General features: G+C 55.3%; 19 protein-coding genes. 10 read left to right on the forward strand and 9 right to left on the reverse strand.

The annotated features are described in order from the left end of the window. Positions 1-59 precede the first annotated feature (59 nt). On the forward strand, positions 60-989 hold the full coding sequence (locus METLA_RS0103825; protein ID WP_024297295.1) for a hypothetical protein: 930 nt from the start codon (positions 60-62) through the stop codon (positions 987-989). 243 nt (positions 990-1232) lie between these two features. After that, positions 1233-1619 carry a hypothetical protein gene (locus METLA_RS0103830; protein WP_024297296.1) on the forward strand — a complete coding sequence of 129 codons (387 nt, stop codon included), beginning with the start codon at positions 1233-1235 and terminating at the stop codon, positions 1617-1619. A 193-nt stretch (positions 1620-1812) separates the two neighbouring features. Here METLA_RS0103830 and METLA_RS0103835 read toward each other — a convergent pair whose 3' ends face one another. After that, on the reverse strand, positions 1813-2964 hold the full coding sequence (locus METLA_RS0103835; RefSeq protein WP_024297297.1) for a DEAD/DEAH box helicase: 1152 nt from the start codon (positions 2962-2964) through the stop codon (positions 1813-1815). Positions 2965-3118: 154 nt separating this feature from the next. Further along, complete coding sequence (locus METLA_RS0103840; protein ID WP_024297298.1) at positions 3119-3382, reverse strand: RNA recognition motif domain-containing protein; 264 nt, start codon at positions 3380-3382, stop codon at positions 3119-3121. A 660-nt stretch (positions 3383-4042) separates the two neighbouring features. Between METLA_RS0103840 and recJ the strand changes: the two genes are divergently transcribed. The 4 genes from recJ to METLA_RS0103860 all read left to right on the forward strand — a co-directional run bounded on the left by recJ (position 4043) and on the right by METLA_RS0103860 (position 9434). Further along, a complete protein-coding gene (gene recJ / locus METLA_RS0103845) occupies positions 4043-5785 on the forward strand; it encodes a single-stranded-DNA-specific exonuclease RecJ (protein WP_024297299.1) in 1743 nt (580 codons plus the stop codon). Between the two features lie 123 nt (positions 5786-5908). Beyond that, entirely contained in the window at positions 5909-6733 is an 825-nt protein-coding gene (locus tag METLA_RS20525) for a right-handed parallel beta-helix repeat-containing protein (RefSeq protein WP_152539362.1), read from the forward strand. Between the two features lie 10 nt (positions 6734-6743). Further along, positions 6744-7301, forward strand: a complete 558-nt coding sequence (locus METLA_RS0103855; RefSeq protein ID WP_198408444.1) for a DUF192 domain-containing protein — start codon at positions 6744-6746, stop codon at positions 7299-7301. A gap of 45 nt (positions 7302-7346) precedes the next feature. Then, positions 7347-9434: a class I SAM-dependent methyltransferase gene (locus METLA_RS0103860; RefSeq protein ID WP_029646394.1), complete on the forward strand. Its 2088-nt coding sequence runs from the start codon at positions 7347-7349 to the stop codon at positions 9432-9434. A 76-nt stretch (positions 9435-9510) separates the two neighbouring features. On the opposite strand, the gene METLA_RS0103865 is transcribed toward METLA_RS0103860, so the two are convergent. From METLA_RS0103865 to METLA_RS0103880, 4 genes are all read right to left on the reverse strand, one after another. After that, on the reverse strand, positions 9511-10290 hold the full coding sequence (locus tag METLA_RS0103865) for an alpha/beta fold hydrolase (protein WP_024297303.1): 780 nt from the start codon (positions 10288-10290) through the stop codon (positions 9511-9513). After that, the gene (locus METLA_RS0103870; protein WP_024297304.1) at positions 10283-11299 is read right to left on the reverse strand and encodes a M14 family zinc carboxypeptidase; all 1017 of its coding nucleotides are present in this window, start codon (positions 11297-11299) and stop codon (positions 10283-10285) included. Before METLA_RS0103870 ends, METLA_RS0103865 begins: the two co-directional genes overlap by 8 nt. A 152-nt stretch (positions 11300-11451) precedes the next feature. Beyond that, complete coding sequence (locus METLA_RS0103875; RefSeq protein ID WP_024297305.1) at positions 11452-12240, reverse strand: lysophospholipid acyltransferase family protein; 789 nt, start codon at positions 12238-12240, stop codon at positions 11452-11454. Next, entirely contained in the window at positions 12212-13003 is a 792-nt protein-coding gene (locus tag METLA_RS0103880) for a GNAT family N-acetyltransferase (protein ID WP_024297306.1), read from the reverse strand. Before METLA_RS0103880 ends, METLA_RS0103875 begins: the two co-directional genes overlap by 29 nt. A gap of 353 nt (positions 13004-13356) precedes the next feature. Between METLA_RS0103880 and METLA_RS0103885 the strand changes: the two genes are divergently transcribed. Then, positions 13357-15087: a PQQ-binding-like beta-propeller repeat protein gene (locus METLA_RS0103885; protein ID WP_024297307.1), complete on the forward strand. Its 1731-nt coding sequence runs from the start codon at positions 13357-13359 to the stop codon at positions 15085-15087. 10 nt (positions 15088-15097) lie between these two features. Here METLA_RS0103885 and METLA_RS0103890 read toward each other — a convergent pair whose 3' ends face one another. After that, entirely contained in the window at positions 15098-15544 is a 447-nt protein-coding gene (locus tag METLA_RS0103890) for a CBS domain-containing protein (protein ID WP_024297308.1), read from the reverse strand. A gap of 434 nt (positions 15545-15978) precedes the next feature. Then, positions 15979-16152 carry a hypothetical protein gene (locus METLA_RS22890; RefSeq protein ID WP_161635380.1) on the reverse strand — a complete coding sequence of 58 codons (174 nt, stop codon included), beginning with the start codon at positions 16150-16152 and terminating at the stop codon, positions 15979-15981. A 148-nt stretch (positions 16153-16300) separates the two neighbouring features. Between METLA_RS22890 and glgC the strand changes: the two genes are divergently transcribed. Then, entirely contained in the window at positions 16301-17518 is a 1218-nt protein-coding gene (gene glgC / locus METLA_RS0103900) for a glucose-1-phosphate adenylyltransferase (RefSeq protein WP_024297309.1), read from the forward strand. An 81-nt stretch (positions 17519-17599) separates the two neighbouring features. On the opposite strand, the gene METLA_RS0103905 is transcribed toward glgC, so the two are convergent. Continuing rightward, positions 17600-18028: a hypothetical protein gene (locus METLA_RS0103905; RefSeq protein ID WP_024297310.1), complete on the reverse strand. Its 429-nt coding sequence runs from the start codon at positions 18026-18028 to the stop codon at positions 17600-17602. Between the two features lie 125 nt (positions 18029-18153). Here METLA_RS0103905 and METLA_RS0103910 point away from each other — a divergent pair, with 125 nt between their 5' ends. Next, on the forward strand, positions 18154-19893 hold the full coding sequence (locus METLA_RS0103910; protein ID WP_024297311.1) for a GTPase: 1740 nt from the start codon (positions 18154-18156) through the stop codon (positions 19891-19893). Continuing rightward, positions 19874-21496: a GTPase gene (locus METLA_RS0103915; protein WP_024297312.1), complete on the forward strand. Its 1623-nt coding sequence runs from the start codon at positions 19874-19876 to the stop codon at positions 21494-21496. The genes METLA_RS0103910 and METLA_RS0103915 overlap by 20 nt, the downstream gene beginning before the upstream one ends. The last annotated feature ends 9 nt before the right edge of the window (positions 21497-21505 follow it).

Below are 21505 nucleotides of genomic sequence, written 5' to 3' on the forward strand. Positions count from 1 at the left end.
GCGTAAGGATTGGCGACTTTAAAGTCCTATTCCCAGATACGGCATTTCAACCCTACATCATGAATCCCCCACCTTTCATTTTTGATCAAATCCATATCGAAGTCGCGCGCAATGCCTCAGATGACTTCAATCTGTTTCATGACAAGCATAAATGGCTGCAGATTACCCATAACCCGTTCAAAGGCCCGATCGTACTGGGTTTTCAACTGAATACCCTGATTGAGTACCAAATGCGCCTGTACCGGGAAGCGCATTATGAAGACAAGGTCATTGCCGAAAACCGTCTGCGTTTCAGCAATTACCAGATGACCTTCATCAACGCTGTCCGCCCGCGCATGCCGCTTTATCTGGAAATCAAAAAGACGCTGATCAACACCATTCCGAACCTGACGCTGACCAACCGTATCGCGATGAAATCCGATGGCAAAACCGTGCTGCTGGGATATAAAAAGGAAACGCCGTCGCCGCTGTTTTTGGCCGACACCCAACTGGACAATCTGCCTGATCTGAACGATATTCCCGACAGAACGATTGTTCCGGACACCGATTATTTCCTGAAGCGCAAATACATGAATAACGGTTCGGTCAAAAACTTTCTGTCAGGCTCCCTGGCCGAGCAATCCGATTATTTCGACGAACTGGCGCAGGTTGCGCATTATCCGGAGATATTTCCTTGCAGTCTGGCCTCCGGAGCCTTGCTCGAAAAAGCGCAATTGGAAAATCACGATTTCAAACTCAATCCGATGGTGTACACCTCGCATGAAATATCGGTCGACCGGGTTTATTTAGGCTATCTGAGAAATAACGACAGCCTGCATATCCTGGTCAAACAGCTTCCGGAATCGTCCGAAAACACGTTGAACCATACCCACATCAGGCTAAGAACCTACCATTGTTACGGCCTGTTGGAGAATAATGAAGTGTTGTTCAGAATGACGATGAACCTGGTGCCTTTGAAGGAAATCCTTAAAAACCTGGGGCAGAAATAAGGTGGATTGATTGAGTCTGATGTCGCCGCTCTAACCGATAGCGTGTTGAACTTCTATCGGCTCGCCATTTCCAATCTATCATCAAATTCGATTCTGCGGCAGCGAACCCGGCGTTCGAGTTTGATTGAGTTCTGACGCCATGGAACGGCTCACGACTTTTTTTGCGCCAACAATAAAAATAGGGTTCTTTGGGCAGTACGCGTACAATGCAGTGCGGTTATTTAATATCAGAGGCGAATGATCATGAAAAAAATAAATTTAGCGTCAGCATTCCTGGCTATATCTCTCTTTACAGGCTCTGTGTATGCCGATATTGAGCTGAAATCGGTGGATGATGTTCAAGGGAGCTGGAAGCTGCAATACACCAAAAACTCGGCAACGGCCAAGGAAACCATTAATCGGGAAGATACGTGGGTATTTCAAGGCGGCAAGATCACGATCCTGAATATTCCGCGCGAAGGCAAGCATTATGACCAGCCGCCGGTCAATTACGAAATCGACAATGGCAAATTGAAAATTCCTTATGTCGGCAGATCCGGCTTTGACACCTTTTCTTTAGTCGAGAAAGACGATAAGACGATGACGCTGAAAGGGAAATTTGGCGAGATTTATTACTTTAATAAAAAATAGGCCTTAATGAACATGGCGTTTTGCATGATTGCCATGCAGCCATCATTCAGGGCAAGTAGGATTCGCGAACCCGAATGGCTATCTGATTGCCGAATCAAGTTCGCGTTTTGAACTATTTTTCACGGCAAACCCGTTTTGCCGTGAAACCTTCAAGCGCATAATCCGCAGCGTTTAGGCTGTGGGCAGCAACGCGCTAGCGAGCGGTTTCCACTTCCTCAAAGCCCGCGATTCGTCCGCGCGCAATTTTAGCGCCAATCAGTTTTTCAACCAGACGCAATGCGTTGTTTTCGTCTTGAGAAATCAGCGACACCGCGAGTCCGCCTCGTCCGGCTCTCCCGGTGCGGCCGATACGATGCACGTAATCGGCGGAGGAACGCGGCAATTCATAATTGACCACATGCGGCAACTGGGCGATATCGATCCCGCGCGCGGCCACGTCGGTGGCGACCAGCACCCGGATGTCGCCGGATTTGAAATCGGCCAAGGCGCTGGTTCTGGCGCCCTGGCTTTTGTTGCCGTGTATCGCCTTCGCGCTGATTTGCGCGGAATTCAGTTTTTCGGTGAGTTTGTTGGCGCCGTGTTTGGTGCTGGTAAACACCAGTACCTGCCGCCAGTCGTTGCTCTTGATCAGGTGCGTCAATAACGCGGTTTTCGAGGTCTTGTTGACCGTGTAGGCGATTTGTTCGACAGTGTCGGCGGCGGCATTTTCAACTGCGACTTCAATTTGCGCCGGGTTCACCAGCAGGTTTTGCGTCAGTTTGCGGATATCGGCCGAAAAAGTCGCCGAAAACAGCAGGTTTTGCCGTTTTTTCGGCAACAACGCCAAAATTTTGTTGATGTCCCTGATGAACCCCATATCCAGCATGCGGTCGGCCTCGTCCAGCACCAGGATTTCGACTTGATTCAACTTGACCGCATTCTGCGAGACCAGATCGAGCAAGCGTCCCGGCGTTGCTGTCAAGATATCGACGCCGCCGCGTAAACGCATCATCTGCGGGTTGATCTTGACCCCGCCGAACACGACATCCGATTTCAGGCGCGGCATCTGATGCGCGCCGTATTTGGTCACCGACTCGGCCACTTGCGCGGCCAGTTCGCGGGTCGGCGTTAAAATGAGAGCCCGAATCGGACGGTTGTTGCTGATGTGTTTTTCCGCCAGGCGTTGCAGGATAGGCAGGGTAAAACCCGCGGTCTTGCCGGTGCCGGTCTGCGCGGCGGCGAGCAGGTCGCGGCCGGATAATACCGAGGGTATCGCTTTTTGTTGTATCGGTGTGGGGGTGGTATAGCCTGAGTCGCTGATGGCGCGCAACAGGGGCTCGGACAAGCCGAGAGAAGAAAATGACATAGAAATTCTCGAATGTAGGGATTGGAATCCCGGTAAAGGTAAAACGGAGTGAGGTTACGGGACCGCTCTGTTGCCATGGGATAAGCGTTGAACTTATCCCGGTTTAGATGCCGCCCCGAATCCTGAAAAAGTAGAGAAAGTTATTCGATGGCAGTTAGCGGCGTCTGCCTTTTTTACCGGTAGCAACTTCAAAACTGACTCTGAGCGGCTTGCCGCCGAACAGATTGCCGCTGAGTTTTGCGATGGCGGCTCTGGCTTCGTGGCCTTCCATGCCAACATAGCCAAAACCCTTGCATCTACCGCTAAACAAGTCGGTGATGATCTCAATGGAATGCACTTTGCCGAACTCCGAGAATAAAGCCGTTACGCTGGCTTCGGTCGCGTCGCTGGGCAAGTTTCCAACAAATAATCTTTTCAAAAGGTGTCCTTAGTGGGGGTGAAGAAGGCTGTATGCGGTCAACCCTTTTAACCGGGCATACAACGTATGGCGCTACTCAGGTTAATTCGCCGCCGGCGACAGAGTTGACTGCCTTTCTGCCGGGACAACCGTAGCATGGGTTCCGGATTGGGGAGAATCTTTGTTTTCAAGTATCTCTCCAGCCTCCAGTGTTGAGGGGGTATTTTTGAATTTTTTGCGATGCCGGTGATCCGCAGATCAAGCCTGATCTCTCAGCCGCTCATCGTATAGACAAATATGACCAGAGCTTATTTGCAAAGTTCAAAATGAGCCCAATTATATGCTACTTATTCCCTATATATCAATGTTTAGTGGATTTGTCTGGCTGCGGCCAAGGCTAAAAACGAGTCTGGAGTCTGGTGTGCGGCCTCTTGGAGCCTGGCGGCGAGCTCCCTGAATTTTTCGCAAGCCCAGGGTCAGCGCACCTTGAATCGTCCGGACGGTAGGGATGTCCCGCCCGGCACCCTGGTCTTAATGTTTCGAATAATTTTGGGCGCCGCCTCGGCATCATGATGGCTGGCTGATTTGACCGGAAAACGTAACCCGGAGGCAGTGATATGATTTTTAACGCTATAATGGCGCTCCCGTATCCAGTCCTAAAGCCGCAATTTTCCCCACCGCATGTACCATCAAGGCATCAAGAAAACCATCATCAATCGTCCGTTGACGCAAAAGCACCTGCCTGTCGAGGGTCTGCACCCCTTGCTCGAACGCATTTTTTTGGCCCGTGGCGTGGCGTCGCCGGATGAACTCGACCGTTCGTTGGCCAAGTTGCCGTCGCCGTGGCTCTTGTCCGGCATCGAAAAGCTGGTGGCGCAGTTGGTCACCGCGCTGGAACAGCAGCAAAAAATCGTGATCGTCGCCGATTTCGATGCCGATGGCGCGACCAGTTGCGCGGTCGCGATCAAGGGTCTGCAATTGTTCGGCGCCAAACGCGTCAGTTTTGTGGTGCCGAATCGTTTCGAGTACGGCTACGGCCTGACGCCTGAAATCGTCGAACTGGTCAAACTGGAAAACCCCGATCTGATCATCACGGTCGATAACGGCATTTCCAGCCTCGAAGGCGTCAATGTCGCCAAACAGGCCGGTATCAAGGTGTTGGTGACCGATCACCATTTGCCGGGCGATCAGCTGCCGGCCGCCGATGCGATCGTGAATCCGAACCTGCCCGACGACAAATTTCCGAGCGGCGCGCTGGCCGGCGTCGGCGTGATGTTTTATTGCCTGCTGGCGCTTCGCAGCCGGCTCCGGGAGACCGGCTGGTTTCAGGCCAAGGGCTTGCCCGATCCGAATCTCGGCCAGCTGCTCGATTATGTCGCCTTGGGCACGGTCGCCGACGTGGTCGAACTCGACCGCATCAACCGTACGCTGGTGCATCAGGGCTTGCTCAGAATCCGGATGGGCAAGGCGCATCCCGGCATCCACGCGCTGATCGAAGTGGCGGGCCGCAAACCGGCCGCGCTGAACGCCTCCGATCTCGGTTTTGCGCTGGGGCCCCGGTTGAACGCGGCGGGCCGTCTGGACGATATGTCGCTGGGCATTCAATGCCTGCTCAGCGACAATCCCGAAGAGGCCAGGCAGACGGCCCTGCAACTGGATGATCTGAACAACGGCCGCAAGGAAATCGAAGGCCAGATGAAACACGAGGCGATGTCGCTGCTGAATGAAATGCGCACGCTCGATGAAAGCCGTCTGCCTGCCGGCGTCTGCCTGTTCGATCAGAACTGGCATCAGGGTGTGATCGGTATTCTGGCGTCGCGCATCAAGGACCGCCTGCACCGGCCGGTGATCGCGTTCGCGCCGGCGGGCAAGGATCAGATCAAGGGCTCGGCCCGCTCGATTCCGGGCATTCATATTCGCGACGTGCTCAGCGACATCGCCGCCGCGCATCCGAATCTGCTCAGCAAGTTCGGCGGCCATGCAATGGCGGCCGGCATGAGCATCGCGATGCACGATTACCCTCCTTTCGCGCTGGCGTTCGACGAAATGGTGCGGAAGCGCCTGGACGCCGTCGACCTGGAGCAAAAAGTGCTGTCGGACGGCGAACTCGGCGAACAGGACATGACCGTCGAATTCGCGGAACTCCTGCAAAATGCCGCGACCTGGGGGCAGGGCTTTCCGGAACCGATTTTTCACGGCGAATTCGAGGTGGTGCAGGCCAGCATCGTCGGCCAGAAACATCTGAAACTGGTGCTCAGAAATGCCGGGGGGATGCCGATCGACGCGATCGCCTTCTTTATCGATCACCCCGAAAAATGGCTGGGTCTTCGCGCCTGCCGGGCCGCGTATAAACTGGACATCAACGAATTCCGGGGCAACCGCAGTGTGCAGTTGATCGTGCAGTATCTGGAGAAAGTTGCGTGAAGAAGGCGCCAGTTTAATTAGTTGCAAGGTTAACTGTAGTAAGCTTTTATACACTGTTTGGTGAGAAATCCGTGCCGGATAACCGAGCGTAGTTGAACTCAGGAGAAATTGATGAAATTCCATATGAAGACCTTGGCGGCGCTGGTGATTTTGACGCCTGCAATGATCGATCCCGTTTATGCGCAAGCCACGCGGACCTGGGTCTCCGGTGTCGGGGATGACGCCAATCCGTGCAGCAGAACCGCTCCCTGCAAGACCTTCGCAGGTGCCATTTCCAAGACCGCGCAGCATGGAGAAATATCGGTACTCGATCCCGGCGGCTTTGGCGCCGTTACGATTACCAAATCGATCACGCTAAATGGCGATGGGACGTTGGCAGGCATCCTTGCCGCTGGTACGAACGGCATAGTCATCAATGCCGGCGCGTCGGATATTATTAAACTGCATAATCTCAGTATTAACGGCGCCGGAAGTGGGCTTAACGGTGTACGTTTTCTTGCCGGAGAAGCCTTAGAGATTGAAAATGTAGCGATTGACGGTTTTACCCAGAGTGGGATCGATGTGAGTCTTGCCGGCGGAGGCAGATTATCGGTCAAGAACTCCAGCATCCATGTTTCGATACAAAACACAGGCACTGCTGTTGACTCTTTAGAAGATGTCGGCTCCACGTGGCTGAGTCACTGCACCTTGACCGGCAATTCGGCATTCGGAGCCCATGCAGAAGCGGGCATCATCAGTCTTGATAACTGTCTGTTGACCGGTAACGCGGTTGCGGTGCAGGCGGAGACCGGAGCGACAGTTCGTCTGATTGATAATGACGTATTCGACAATGCGACAGGCTTCGGTTGCGGCGGAGGTGTTTTATTCACCAATAAAAACAACCGTAAAGGCGACAATACCGATGGCGATACGCTTTGTAAGCCGAAAAAAACGATAGCCAAACAATAATGCAGGCGGTTTGCCCGTTTTTTTGAGCGCTGGGAAACCAGGCAATGGCCGTTTTCCATCGGAATTAGTGGAGGTTTTTATTCTAAGGCGCTGTCATGAGGTTTATTTACTCGCACTTTGGATTTTAGCAACGGGAACGGCTGTCAGGGCTGATGCTACGGTAGAGCTTTTGGCCGGAATTCACCGGATCGAAGCCGAAGTCGCCAATACCGATCAATTGCGCAGTGCCGGTTTGTCGTTTAGGTCGAATCTGGGGGGCTCACAAGGCATGGTGTTTGTTTTCCCGGAGGTCCAGCGGCATTGCATGTGGATGCGTGATACTTATATTCCTCTCAGCGTCGCGTTTATCGACGAACAAGGTGCAATTGTGAACATAGAAGATATGGAGCCGTTGACGGATGCCTTTCACTGCGCCGAACGTAAAGTCCGCTATGTACTGGAAATGAATCGAGGCTGGTTCGCCCAAAGACATATCCGGCAAGGCAGCAAAATTTTAGGCATCGAAACAAAGCAGATAGCTCCACTGAGTCGTATTCGCATGAATCCGAGCGCTGAACGGGCCTCATGATGAGGGTGTTTTCCGACCGTAGTAGCTAGCACCGACTGCCCTCCCATGAAAGATAATATTCTCAGGTTCATCTTTGCCGCCAGTATTTTTCTTTCGGCTTTTCTGCTTTTTCAGATCCAGCCGATCATCGCCAAGGTCATTTTGCCCTGGTTTGGCGGCTCCCCGGCGGTCTGGACAACGGTCATGTTGTTCTTTCAGGTATTGCTCACCGGCGGCTATGCCTATGCCTACTGGTTAGTCGGCAGAGTCAGGATTCCGCACCAAAGTCTCACGCATAGCCTGTTAGCGGTTGCGGCGGTGGCATTGTCGCTCGGACTGGGCATGCTCTGGGCTTCACCGGTCACGCCGCCGGCCAGCATGAAGCCATTGGAAGCCTCTTCGCCGATTTCCGAAATTTTTATCCTGCTGCTGATTACGGTCGCGCTGCCTTATTTCATTCTGGCGGCCAACGGCCCCTTGATGCAGGCCTGGTTCAGCCGCCTCTTTCCAGAACGATCCTATGCGCGTCTGTACGCGCTCTCCAATACCGGTTCGCTGTTGGGCTTGCTGACCTACCCGACCTTGGTCGAACCCTACCAATCGCTCAAAAACCAGGGCTGGACCTGGTCTATCGGATTCATCGTCTTTAGCCTGCTGGTCATTTTTATCGCGATTCGGAATGCAGGAAGCAAGCCGCCGGTTCAATCGGCGTCAGAGGGAGAATCGGATAGTTCGCCGCCGGCAACAGCCACAAAAGCGTTATGGATTGCGCTCAGCGCTACCGCGTCTTTGTTGCTGCTGTCGACCACGAATCAAATCTCGCAGGAAGTGGCGGTGATTCCGTTTCTGTGGATTTTGCCGCTGACGCTGTATCTGCTTTCCTTTATCCTGACCTTTTCGGGCGATGCGGGGTATGGCCGCAGACGCTATCTGCTGCTGTTTGCGTTGTCGGTCGGCTTGCTGATCTATGTGTTGTTTCAGATGAAGTCTCTGCATGTCTTCGTGCAAATCTTCACGTATTGCGTCTATCTGTTTTCGGCCTGTATGCTGTGCCACGGCGAGTTGTACCGGCTGCGCCCCGAGGCAAGGCATCTGACCGCGTTTTATTTGATGATCTCGATTGGCGGCGCCCTGGGCGGCATCTTCGCCAGTCTGATCGCTCCCTTGCTGTTCAATGGCTATTGGGAGTTTGTGGTCGCCTTGGCGTTGGCATTGGCGGTAGGGCTCAGGGTATTGCAGCCGTCGCGGACCGAAAATCATGCCGAATGGGCGCGTTTCATGTTGACCGTATTTTTGCTGTTCACGACTGCGATGAGCCTTTTCGGCAGATTTTCCGGAGCCCTGTTTGCGGAGAGAAATTTCTTTGGCGTGATACGGGTGGGGGAAGTTGTGCCCTTGAGCTCGAAAGAGCCGGCCTATCAGATGTCGCACGGCACCACGGTGCATGGCATGCAATTCATCAATCCTGCCCTGCGCGATTTGCCGACCACTTATTATGCGCGCGAAGGCGGCGGAGGGCTGGCCTTGTTGAACCATCCGCGGCATGGCAATGGCATGAAGGTCGGGCTGTTCGGACTCGGCGTAGGGACGCTTGCCGCCTATGCGCAAGCCGGCGACGAATACCGCCTGTATGAGATCAATCCGAGCGTGATAGCGCTGGCTGAAGGCAAGGGAGATTATTTTACTTACTTGAAACATTGCAAGGCGAAAATCACGACGGTTTTCGGCGATGCGCGCATGTCATTGGAGCGTGAACTGGCGAGCGGCCAGCCACAAAATTTTGAAGTGCTTGTCCTGGATACTTTCAGCAGCGATGCGATACCCGTGCATTTGCTGACTCGGGAAGCCTTCGATTTGTATCTGAAGCATCTCGCCCGGACTGGCATGATTGCGGTGCATATTTCGAACCTGCATCTCGATCTGCGTCCCGTCGTTTGGCAGCTGGCGAAATTCTATGGTTTGAGTATCGCCAGCGTCAGTTATCCGGGCGATGCGAAGGGCGGCTACCCGACCGATTGGCTGCTCTTGGCGCGCGATCCCGCCTTGCTGGAGATTCCCGCGATCAGGGATCATGCCGATAGGATGGCAGGATACCGCACGACGATGCCATTGTGGACCGATGACTACAGCAATCTGTTTCAGATTTTGAAATAATAAATCCGTTAAGCCATGTGCATATTTTTTTGTCGGCGTTGTTATTCAGGGCTGGATTGAAGATTACGAAACGCCGTTATCCTGCCGTCTGTATTCTCTTGAGCCAGTCGCCGATCTCCGCCACGACCCACTCGCTCGCATCGAGCGTCAAGTCATGCCCGCCCCAGGGGTGGGTATGGAGTTCGAGCTGCCATTTTTGCGCTATCGCTGTGGAGCAATCCGGCGAAACCAGCTTATCGCCGAGGCTGTTCAATAAGAGAACCGGCGGCTTGGGTCTACGGTTGCCGGGGCGATAGGTGGCTGCCGCATAGAGCTGGCGGTAGGCGTTTTTGCCGCTGACCGGGCGCGCTTTCTGAATCGCTATCCACTCTGCGGCGGTTTGCCGATAATTTTCCTCGCGGTTGCTGAGCAATTCGAGCAGCGCGGGTTCCCGCGCTTCGATAGCCCGATTCCCGGCCGCGGCAAACAATCGGCCGTAGCATTGCCAGCGCAGGCGCCGATAAAAGGGGCTGAGGCCGCCCAGACTGGTATTGATCAATACCGCGCTGCCGAAGTCTTCGGGATACCTCAGCAGCCATTCCCAGCCGACCATGCCGCCCAAAGAGATCGCGATCAGCGTTGAGGATTTGCCGAGTGCGCCTTGTTCGAGCGCTTGCGCGCGGACGCTCTCCAGGATGCCTTTGACCGTGTTCGGCGAGGCCTCCCGAAAATAAGGCCCCGCGCCGGGCAGATCGAGCTGGGTCAGTTGCGCGTCCGGAAACGCGGCTTGCAGCTGCGGCATGAAAGCGCCCCAGTGCGCGGATTCGCGGGTCAGTCCGCGCAGTAAAATCAAATGATCCGCAGGTTGTTCAGGCATACCACAGCTCCAGCGCTTTTTGCGTATTCAGTTGTTTTTGCGGCTCGGTCAACTGTGTCCAGGCCGACGGATAGAGTAGGCTGCGGTGCAGGAAGTCGAACAGCAAAAAGTGCCGCCGGTAGATGCGTTGCTGGCGATGCGGCAGGATCGGATGGAACAGGCCGTGGCGTGAAAACAGGTGCAAAGGGCTTTTGCGCAGCCAGAGCCAGGAGCCCATTTCGAGCGTCAACGGCAGGAACAGGCGGTCATCAGGCGCCTGTTCGGCAAATTGATCGAACAGATAATCCCATAAATCGCCGTTGATCAGATATTCGGTGCAGGTCGGCTCGATCTTGTAAATATGGTAGGGGTAGCAGCGGTCGAAATTTTCCTTTAGCGCGAACATTTCGGCCAGATGGCTGAACGGCGTCTTGCGCGAGGCATAGGGAAACCAGAGGCGGTCGCGGATACCGAAACCGGAATGCAAATCCACCGCAATCGATAAGCGCGAACCGAAAAGATGTTTTTCGACGACGCGGCACAGCGCCTGCGCTTCCTGTTCCATTTCGCCTTCAATGCCGCGGTACCAGGGCAGGCGGGGGCTGATCCGGTGGCCGCAATACAGCTTGGTGGCGCCTTCGCTATCGACGGGCGCATTGCGCATCAGATCGACGCCGTTGCCGTTCGCGCGTGTGCCGACATGGACCCCGACCGGATTGACCAACGGCATGAAGATCAGCCGCGATTTTTGCAGCCGGCCGGCAAATTCTTCATCCCAGTCGAGTAGACGGCTGATCGTCCGCATCAACGATAGAATCACTTCCGAACCGATTTTTTCGAGCCCGTGCACGCCGCCGAAAAACGCCAGTGTCGGCGCATCGGGCTGATTGGATCCGAGCGTGATGCAATGAATCGGGAATGGGTGTTTCTTGTACGGAATGCGCGCGACGATTTCGCATTGCGCGCGGCTGCCGAATTGTTTGATGATGCGCTCGAGTTGGTCGAGCTCCGGTAAGTGAATATCTGCCATGATGAGGGTTATTCCCGTGGTGAATTGAGCGCAACCGCTTTGATTGGGATGGCGAGTGCGGCGCCGGTCAAAGCGATTTTACTCAAACTTGCTTTGCAATGACAGCAGGCTGTGGCGTCATTTTGCTGGGGGTGGTTTTCCGGCTAAAACGGTCACAAGATTTGCACGCGCCAGGGTCGCCGCAAGGGTTCGGTCGATGCGACGGCGGTCTCGATCAGGCTTTTGGCTTCGCCGCTGACCGCGTTGCGGGTTTTGCCTTCACCGTCGATCACCGGCAGAAAGTCGAGTCTGACTTCGATCGTTTCGAGCGCCAGCATCCTGAACAAATGCGCGAGAAATTCGTCATCGCCGATGAAGGGCGCGGATTCCTTCGCCGCATGCAAATAACGAATCGCCGCCGGTTGAATTACGGCTTGGGTCAACAGGGCGGGCTGGAACAGGGAGGCGTGAAAATCGAGTACTTCGCTTCCGTTAGTGGTGGTTCCTTCCGGAAACACCAGGATATTGCCGTTCTGGCGCAATTGCCAGGCCATCAACTCGGTGGTTTGCAGGATCTGCTTCTTATCGCCCCGGCGGATAAAAACGGTGCCAGCCTGTTTTGACAAATAACCGATCAGCGGCCAGCTTGCAATGTCGCTCTTCGCGGCGAAACAGCCCGGCGCAAACTGGCCCAGGACGATGATGTCCAGCCAGGAAATGTGGTTGCTGACGATGAAGGCCGGGCGCCGGGCGACATGGCCTTGCTTGATCACCTTCAGATTCAGGGTGCGGCTAAAAGAGCGCAGCCAGCGTATTTTGATTTGGTCCCTGAGATGTTTGGCCTTGACCTGCGGCAGCATCAAGCCGATCGCCGGGAAAAGTCCCCCGGCAATCAAAAATCCCGCCAAGAACAACAGGGCCAGGCGAAACGCTCTAGAGTACTGCCGAATTTTCGCTTTCATTGGCAACTTGATTGTCTTTCAGGTAATGCTTGCTGTAACGTTGTTCCAATTGTTCGAGCGGCATCAGCATCAAGAGGTCGATGCAGTTGAAGTCTTCGTCCCAGAACGGTTCGCCGCACACCAGCGCGCCGAAACGCAGATAAGCCTTCAACAGCGGCGGAATGCCGGACTCGTCGCGTTGGCAGCGCAAATGCTCGGGCACCTGAATGGTCGGCGTGGTTCTCAATGCCGTCGGCGCGAGGTTTTTCTGATCGATATGGCGAAAGATCGCATCGAGCGCATAACCGCTCGGGCCTGGCGTGATGCTGGCGCAGCCGAGCAGATATTGATAACCGCCTTCGATCGCATATTGCGCGAGCGCCGACCACAGGGTCGTCAATACCGCGCCGCCGCGGTAATCGGGATCGACGCAGGTGCGGCCGATTTCGAGAAAACGGCCGGGCAGGGCCATGATCTTGCTCAGGTCGAATTCCGCCTCGGAATAAAAGCGGCCGAGCACATTGGCCTGTTCATGATTCAACAGGCGCGTATAGCCGGCGATTTTGCGCTTCTGATTGTCATAGACAATCAAATGATCGCAATACGCATCGATTTCGTCATAATCCAGCTCTTCGGAGGCAGACTTCAGTTTGGCGCCCATTTCCCTGGCGAAGACCCGGTAGCGGAGTTCTTGCGCGGCTTTGATCATGGCTTCCGAATCAGCGATAAAGCTGCTGAAGCGTTTGGCGGCTGGCTGGGTGGTCTCTGGATTGAGGTTTTTCATCGGCTGCTCTTGAGTGATAAAAGATGCCGATAAGTTACGGGAGCAAGATGTCATTTCCGCGACAGATGCGTTAATGCTCGATGACAAACGGGTGACGCTTTGATGACAAGGCCATGGCAGGGAGACAGTCATTCCGCCAACTCAATCCAAACCGGTATTTTCATCGTTTTGTAAAACGATTGACGCCATTTTGTCATTTTCGTTTTTTAAAATGAGCGAAGTGGGTAACTCTCGGATTACCTAATCGCGACGGTTGGCATCAGCTCGCATCGCTTCGCACAGCATCCTTGAACATTCCCTAACCGTCGTTGCCGACTAGCACGGCGACTTGTCATCATTGCCTCAATGCCTTCATGAGATTTGCACCGGTTTATGTACAGACAGCCCTGGTTATCAGTGCGGCTCTGTTCTTGTCGAATTATCAAATACCGGGATTTGCGACTGAGCACGAGCCCGAACAGGTCGTCCTGACCTCATTGTTCCCAACCCCCGGTCTCCCGCAGGCCACTTTCGAGCAGACTATCATCGCTTCGCCGTTACTCGATCAATCCCAAGGTAGGCCGTTGATCGTCGTTCCGTCTTCCGACGGCATCATCGCGATGCTGGATGCTGAAACCGGCGCGCTGGACTGGAAGTTGGAGGCGCCGGCGCCTGAAGGACAGCAGGTTGAACTGGTATCGACGCCGGTGCTTGTCGGCGATAAGCTGATTATCGTCTATCAATGCCTCGATCATGGCGTGCGCGTGAGCCATCGCCTCGCGGTGATCGACATGGCGAACAAGAAGCTGGACCCGGCCTTTCCGGTGTTGGAGATCGATGCCGAGAAACCGGCGGCCGACGGCCGGTCGCTCGTCAAATTCAATCCTCCGACCGCTTATTCGCACGCGGCTTTGAAACATGCCGCCAAAAAAGACGGCGGCCTCGGCAGCGTTTACGCGGCTTTCGGCAATGCCGGCGATACCCAGCCCTTTCACGGCTGGCTATTTGAAATCGACCTGGACGCCTGGAGGCAACACGGCCCAAAACGGGCGATGAGATCGACATTGCTGACGACGCCGGAAGCCGAATGCCCGGTCACGATGGAGTACGGCACCCAGGAAATGATCTGCGGCGGCGGCATCTGGACGCCGCCCGGACCGCAAATCTATCCTGTAGGCGACAGTTATCAAATCTTCGTGCCGACCGGCAATGGTCAGGTGGATTTATCCCGGCGCGATTATGCGAATGCGCTGATGCGGCTGAAACCCGGACTCGAATTCGATGCCGGCTGCGCTGCCGAGCTTTGTGCGGCTTTCGATCCGGTCAATCCGGACAAGGCCTGCATGGCGTCCTGCAAGAATTTGTTCATCCCGCGTCTGGCGGAACACAATGCGCCTTTGAAGCCCGCAAACGGGGAATGCGACAATAAAAGCTATGCAGAATGCCTGGCCTGGATGGATTATGATCTCGGCGCGAATGCCCCGGTCATGGCGACCTTGCGGGACGGCCGCTCGGTGCTGGTGCAGGCGGGCAAGGACGGTTCCGTATCCTTACTGGATGCGGAGCAGCTAGGCACGCAATTTGACCGTCTGCAAATCGCCGAAATCTGCGGCACGGCGGAGGATCCCTGCAAGATGCCATGGGCGGGCATGATCGTGACGCAGCCGGCGCTGAGTTATGTGGAGGGTGAACCGGTCGTGATGATTCCGACCTTTATGCCGGACCACACCCATCCGGCCGGTTTGGTCGCGTTGAAGATCGCGCTCGAAAACGGCGCGCCGAAATTCAGGCGTTTCTGGCAATTCCCCGATCCTGCCAGCGCGGAAGCGAAACAGGTTTTCCGCTCCCATCCCTCGCTGCCGGTGCTTTCGAAGCTCGGCAAGGCCGGCGATGAGGCGGTCTGGATCATCGATATCGGCATGCAGGGAACGATTTACGGCATTCGCGTCAGGGACGGCAAGTTGCTGGTCAAGACGTTGATGCAGGGCACCGGCCGACCGTTGTCCGCGCCGGTGATCGATCATGACGCGCTCTATGCGGCTTCAAGCCTGCCAGCTACCCACCAGGCCATCCTGGAAGGCTTTAAAATCGAGGTGATGCCCTAGCGGGCGACAGTTAACGGTTTTGCTTTTCCAGCGCTTGCTCTCTGCCGATCAATCCGGCAATGTCCCGCAACTGTTCGGTGGTCAACTCGATCAGATCATCCGCGGTGATGATGCCTGCCAGCGCGCCGTTTTGATCGACCACCGGCAGTCTCCGGATGCCTTTTTGACGCATCAGTTTGATCGCGTCGAATAGGCTGTCGTCTTCGCGCGCGAGCACCAGGCCGCGGCACATCAGATCGCCCACCGTAACCGAATCGATCGCAATCTCCTTCGCGATCAATTCGATCACAATGTCCCTGTCCGTCACGATGCCGACCGGGTAGCGCACGCCGTTGCGTTCTTCCACGATGATCACATCGCCTGCGTGATATTCGCGCATCAGTTTGGCGGCTTCGAGAATGCTGTCGTCTTTGGCGGCAACCAACACTTCACGATTGCATAGGGTTTTAAGAGTCATGTCATGTCCTTTTTCATCGTTACGGCAATAGGACTGAGCACGGTGGATTTGATTCAAATTGCGAACAAGTTAGCAAATTAAATCCGGTGGAAATTCCCTTAACAGCATGTGAAATACTTGTCAAGATAAAGCTTGAAAACTGAACTATTCTAAAGCGGTAGATGACTAAAAAGGTAGAAAATTCAGAGCCGGCCATTTTGGGGTGGGGTGCTTTGAGTCTCTACTTGTCAGGGAGTACTACGATGATTCAAGTTTTATCATAGAAAGCACTGTTTTGGTGCTAAGGAGACCGACAGCTGATCATTAGATTTGAAGTTTTGGCTATTTGTTGTTGTGAATCAGCACGGCAAATGAAGAAATGGCATGATAAATGCTAGATAACGGGTGTCAAGTCAACTTTCTTGGCGTTTTCTTTTTAAGGTATTTTAAGGAGACTAACATGGCTGCTTTTGTATTTTCCTGTCTGTTATTGATGCTGATCGAAGTGCATCGGCGTGAGCTGGCGAATCGCCAAAAAAGCATGTCAGCGGCCCGCTGCCGTCCGCAGCAAGAGTGCGGTCGGCGGCGGTGACATATTCATTATCGAAAGTGTTGTTTTTATGATCCATTATTTCAACTCTCCTCGCCAAACTTCGTTGAGATTGGGGAGGAGGGAAGAACCATCCATTCGCCGCTGTCGCCCAATACAGCGAGTCTCGCTTTTCTAATCCTCAAACTGTTCGACTCCGGCGGACAGGTATGGCTGTAAGGATCTCCATGTTCGACAAAATCCTGTCCATCATACTCGCCGGCGGCGCCGGTTCCAGGCTGCATCCCTTGACCGCCGAAAGGGCTAAGCCCGCGGTTCCCTTTGGCGGCAAATACCGGATCATCGACTTCACGCTATCCAATTGCCTGCATTCCGGGCTGCGGCGCATTCTGGTGCTGACGCAATACAAGTCGCATTCCCTGCAAAAACATTTGCGCGACGGTTGGTCGATTTTCAATCCGGAAGTTTCCGAGTACATTACCCCGGTTCCCCCGCAGATGCGCACCGGTTCTTCCTGGTATGCAGGCACCGCCGATGCGATCCTGCAGAATCTGTATCTGCTCGAACGCAGCAATGCGACCCATGTACTGATTCTGTCCGGCGATCACATTTACCGGATGGATTACGCCGCATTGTTGCATTTTCACCGCGACCAAAGGGCGGAGCTGACGATTGCCTGCATGCAGGTGCCGCTTGCCGATGCAAGCAGTTTTGGCGTGATGTCGGTCGACTCCACGCAGCGCGTTTCAGGCTTTCACGAAAAGCCAGAGCATCCCCAGGCGTTGCCGGACAATCCGGAACAGGCGCTCGTTTCGATGGGCATCTATGTGTTCGATATGGATTTACTGTGCCGGGAACTCAAATTCGATCACGCACTGGCCGAATCGAGCCATGATTTCGGCAAGGACATCATTCCGCGCCTGATCGACAAGCAACGGGTTTTCGCCTACCGTTTCGGCGGCGAACAAGGGCGGGTGACGCCGGACCGTTATTGGCGCGATGTCGGCACGGTCGATTCCTATTACCTGGCGAACATGGATCTGCTGTTGCCGGTGCCGCCGATCAATCTGTATCAGCCGGACTGGCCGATCCGGACCTATCCCGGCCAATATCCGCCGGCCAGGATGACGCCCGGCGCCTCCGGGCAGGCCGGCCGGTTCGATAACTCGATGATTTCCGGCGGCGCGGTGATCTGCGGCGGTACGGTCAGGCATTCGATCCTGTCTCCGCAAGTCCGCGTCGATGACAATGCGCTGGTCGAAGATTCGATTTTGTTCGACGGCGTTCAGGTCGGTGCCGGCGCGGTGTTGAAACGCTGCATCATCGACAAGGAGGTGCGGGTGCCGCCAGGCGAGAAAATCGGCGGCAACCCGACCGTCGATTCGGCGCGTTTTACGGTTTCGGAAAGCGGCGTGACGGTGGTGCCGAAGGGGTATTGCTTTTAGCCCGGCTCGGTTCGGGGCGGGGGATAGGCTGAGGATGGACCGGCGCGAGGCAGCCCATCCCGGCAAATTTGTATTTTTCGATTAACGCTGCAAGTTATAGAGCACGTCGTTCGCCTTATCTTTCGCGTCTTCTTTCTTGACCGCGCCTTGCTGCGATCTTTCCTGGCCGAATTTGGAAATCATATCTTCCCAACTCGAATATTGCTCATAGCCTTTGAAACCGGCATTCTTGCGCTGCTGATAGACTTCTCTGCCCATATCGATGATTTCGAGCGGGGTTTTGCCGTCAATCGCTTCCAAAAATCCGGCGTCGGCCTTTTGTGAGTCGCGGATGGTCCAGAATGACACTTCGAATTCGATGCGCTTTTCGGCCGGCAACCTTTCCTTCAAGACTTTGACCGATTTATAGGCGGTGCGGATGTTGTGGCCATTGACTTTTTCGCTTCTGCCGCAGGCAGATAAAAGGGCACAACTCAGCACAAAAATAAGGAATACGGAAATTTTTTTCATTAGGCAGCCTCTGTGTGTTACGGATCGGTGTTAAGTAGTTTTTGTTTACTTTTGTAGTGAATATAACGCCTGATCTTCGAAAAACTCGGTAAAATAATCGGTCATTATAACCCAAGCAAAGTCCTATGCTGGAATTTATCCAATTACTGAAGCAGCGTTATCAGACGATTTTACAGCAGGCTCATCTCGAATCGATCAAAGGAGTGTATCAGCAACGCATCGACCAGTTGCTGATGGCGGAAGCGTTTTTGCGCAAGGGTGCGCTGGTCGAATCGGCCCCGTTGCCGCCCTTGCAGATCGCGGTGGTAGGCCCGACGCAGGCCGGCAAGAGTACGCTGGTGAATGTGTTGCTTCAGTCCGGCGCGGCCGGCGTCAGCCCCCTGGCGGGTTATACGGTGCATCCGCAAGGTTTTTGCCATCGGGTCAGGCGCGAGGATTGCGGCGGCCTGCAACGCTATTTCGGACGTTTTCAACAGTTGCTGCCGATGCAGTTGAGCAAGGACCGGCACGATTGTTTTTCGTTGGCGGACGCGGATTCGCAGTCTTCCTGGTTGCCCGACTGCGTGCTGTGGGACACGCCCGATTTCGATTCGATCGATTCGGCGACCTATCGCGAAGGCGTGATCCGGACCATCGCGCTGGCCGACGTCGTCGTGCTGGTGGTCAGCAAGGAAAAATACGCCGATCAGTCGGTCTGGGAGATGATGGCGGCCTTGGAGGTCTTGCGCCAGCCGACCGTGATCTGCCTGAACAAACTCAGCGAAGGCTCCGAGGCTCTGATCGCGCATTCGCTGCAGGGAAAATGGCAACTGGCCCGCAAAGACCCGTTTCCGGAGGTCGTGCCGCTGTATTATCAGAAAGCCTCCGGCCTGCCGGTGTGGCCGCAGGCGCAGCAGGGCTTGCTGCAGCGCCTGGCCGGTCAGGTCTCCTATAAGAAGCATGCGCGTTACGAGCAGGAACTGCTGCAATATTACTGGCCGCAATGGCTGGAGCCGATCGCTCAGGAGCATCAGGCGCTGAAGGACTGGCAGCAGTTGCTCGAGCACATGATCAAACAGGCGCTGGACAATTACCAGCGCGATTTCTTGAATCACCCGCATCATTACGAAACCTTTCAGGTCGCGATGGCCGAGCTGTTGACTCTGCTCGAAATTCCGGGATTGGCCGGGATAATGGCCGGCACGCGCCGGGCTTTGACCTGGCCGGTCAGGCAGTTGATGAAGCTCGGCCGCAAGAAATCCGCGTTGACCGAAACCAGTCATGAAGTCGCGCTGCTGAATCAGATCGCCGAACATGCCTTGCTGCAAATGACCGATAAACTGCGCGACAAAGCCGAGGGGAATCAACAACGCCTGTGGTGGCGGGATATGAGCGCGCTGCTACGCGGCCGGCGCCAGGAGCTGCTGATTGATTTCGACGGCGCGGTCAGGCATTATCACCTGACTTTTCAACAGGATGTCGAAAGCGCCGCGCACCGGCTGTACCGCAAATTGCAGGAGCAGCCTCTGTTATTGAACAGCCTGCGCGCGACCCGCGTGACGACCGATGCGGCGATGATCGCGCTGGCCCTGAATACCGGCGGCATCGGCGTGCACGATCTGGTGATCGCGCCGTCGCTGTTGACGGTCACCTCGCTGTTGGCCGAGAGCGCGATCGGCAGTTACCTGCACAGCGTCGAGGCCGATCTGAAAAGGAACCAGTTGAGCCAGGTCAAACAGGCGCTGTTCATCGAGGCGTTGCGCGACAAATTGTTGCTGTTGCCGACACAATTGTCGGGGCTCTCGCATTTCAATATTACGCCGGAACAATTACAGGAAGCGGAAAACCATCTGAAGGAAAAACGCCATGGCTTACGATTACTCTGATCTGGTCGAAAACACCCGGCTCTGGGCTCAACAGGCCGCAGCCGCGGGATGGATAGATCAGGAGATACTGGAACAGGAACCCCCTTTACCGTCCGGCACCCCGAATGCGCTGTTTGCGGAAGGGCAGGGCCGGCCGCTGTTGGTCGCCTTCATGGGCGGCACCGGCGTCGGCAAAAGTTCGCTGTTGAATCGGCTGGCCGGCAAGCCGGTCGCCAAAACCGGCATCGAAAGGCCGACCTCGCGCGAAGTGACCTTGTTCCATCACCGCTCGGTCGAGCTTCGGCACCTGCCCGAAAATCTGCCGGTCGCCAGCGTCAAGATAGCGCAGCACGACGACGCGGCGAAAAAACACATCGTCTGGATCGACATGCCCGATTTCGACAGCATCGATCAAAACAATCGCCATCTGGTGCTGGAATGGCTGCCGCATATCGATGTGCTGATCTATGTGGTCAGCCCCGAGCGCTACCGCGACGAGAAGGCCTGGCGGCTGTTGCTCGCCGAAGGCGCGCGCCATGCCTGGCTGTTCGTGCTGAATCAGTGGGATCGAGGCCAGTTTGAACAATTCGAGGACTTCAAGCGCCAACTCGGCAAGGCCGGTTTCATTGAGCCGATCATCTTCAAAACGATCTGCGGCGAAGACCGGTTGGCGGACGAATTCGCCGAGCTGGCCGAGACGCTGACCGCCTTGGCGAACGACCATACCGTGCAACAACTCGAACAGCGCGGTTTACAGGCGCGTCTTTATGAACTGCGGCAGACGCTCGGCCATTACCGGCAGGCCCTGGCCAAGGAGACGGTGTTCAAGGACGCGTCACCGCTGTGGCAAAGGCAATGGCAGCACACGGCCGCGTTGTTGCAGGAAGGCTTTGCCTGGCCGGTGCAGCAATTGGCCAATTATTATGCGGAACACGCGGTCGGCCTGTTGACCCATCCTGCGGCCGGCAAATACCCGTCAGCCCAGGCCGATGCGATCTTATGGGACGCCTGGGCCAAAACCCGCTTCGACGATGCGCTCGATGAATTCGTGCTGCAGGCCGAGCAGCAGGGCATGCCCGCGCTGCCGCTGAAGCAGCAGCTGGCGCCGCTGCGCGACAAGGCGGCGAAAATCATCGAAACCCAGAGCGAACTGGCGGTCAGGCAGGCACTCGCGAATCCCGGCAACGCCATCCAGCGCACCTTGTTGAGCGTCGCGCGCAGTGCCGAAATCCTGCTGCCTTTGGCCGCGCTCGGGTGGGTCGGCTTTCAGGTATTTACCGGTTTCCAGCACAGCAACGCAACCCATTCGGCTTATCTGGGCGTCGATTTCCTGATTCACAGCAGCCTGATGGTCGCGATCAGCTGGCTGACGCCCTGGTTCATCGCGAAAAAATTGAAACCGTCGCTGAAAGCGAGCGCGCAGCGCGGCTTGCAAAAAGGCCTGACGCAGGCGTTTGCGCTGATCGACACTGAAGTCCTGGCCGCGATCGATCAAGTGAAAAGTTTACGCGACGAACAGCAACGGCAGCTTACCGATCTGATCGGCCAATGCGCCGCGTTGGAAACGAGAGAGCAAGTCGTGATTGAAAGCAACAGTCCGTTGTCGCGTATGCTGATCGAATAGTGATGACCT

It is taken from the genome of Methylomicrobium lacus LW14 (assembly GCF_000527095.1).
In the GTDB taxonomy this organism is placed as follows: Bacteria; Pseudomonadota; Gammaproteobacteria; order Methylococcales; family Methylomonadaceae; genus Methylomicrobium; species Methylomicrobium lacus.

Coding starts and splice junctions, on each gene's coding strand:
- METLA_RS0103825 (WP_024297295.1), top strand. CDS start 60: ATGAATCCCCCACCTTTCATTTTTGATCAAATCCATATCGAAGTCGCG.
- METLA_RS0103830 (WP_024297296.1), top strand. CDS start 1,233: ATGAAAAAAATAAATTTAGCGTCAGCATTCCTGGCTATATCTCTCTTT.
- METLA_RS0103835 (WP_024297297.1), bottom strand. CDS start 2,964: ATGTCATTTTCTTCTCTCGGCTTGTCCGAGCCCCTGTTGCGCGCCATC.
- recJ (WP_024297299.1), top strand. CDS start 4,043: ATGTACCATCAAGGCATCAAGAAAACCATCATCAATCGTCCGTTGACG.
- METLA_RS20525 (WP_152539362.1), top strand. CDS start 5,909: ATGAAGACCTTGGCGGCGCTGGTGATTTTGACGCCTGCAATGATCGAT.
- METLA_RS0103860 (WP_029646394.1), top strand. CDS start 7,347: ATGAAAGATAATATTCTCAGGTTCATCTTTGCCGCCAGTATTTTTCTT.
- METLA_RS0103865 (WP_024297303.1), bottom strand. CDS start 10,290: ATGCCTGAACAACCTGCGGATCATTTGATTTTACTGCGCGGACTGACC.
- METLA_RS0103870 (WP_024297304.1), bottom strand. CDS start 11,299: ATGGCAGATATTCACTTACCGGAGCTCGACCAACTCGAGCGCATCATC.
- METLA_RS0103875 (WP_024297305.1), bottom strand. CDS start 12,240: ATGAAAGCGAAAATTCGGCAGTACTCTAGAGCGTTTCGCCTGGCCCTG.
- METLA_RS0103880 (WP_024297306.1), bottom strand. CDS start 13,003: ATGAAAAACCTCAATCCAGAGACCACCCAGCCAGCCGCCAAACGCTTC.
- METLA_RS0103885 (WP_024297307.1), top strand. CDS start 13,357: ATGAGATTTGCACCGGTTTATGTACAGACAGCCCTGGTTATCAGTGCG.
- METLA_RS0103890 (WP_024297308.1), bottom strand. CDS start 15,544: ATGACTCTTAAAACCCTATGCAATCGTGAAGTGTTGGTTGCCGCCAAA.
- METLA_RS22890 (WP_161635380.1), bottom strand. CDS start 16,152: ATGGATCATAAAAACAACACTTTCGATAATGAATATGTCACCGCCGCC.
- glgC (WP_024297309.1), top strand. CDS start 16,301: ATGTTCGACAAAATCCTGTCCATCATACTCGCCGGCGGCGCCGGTTCC.
- METLA_RS0103905 (WP_024297310.1), bottom strand. CDS start 18,028: ATGAAAAAAATTTCCGTATTCCTTATTTTTGTGCTGAGTTGTGCCCTT.
- METLA_RS0103910 (WP_024297311.1), top strand. CDS start 18,154: ATGCTGGAATTTATCCAATTACTGAAGCAGCGTTATCAGACGATTTTA.
- METLA_RS0103915 (WP_024297312.1), top strand. CDS start 19,874: ATGGCTTACGATTACTCTGATCTGGTCGAAAACACCCGGCTCTGGGCT.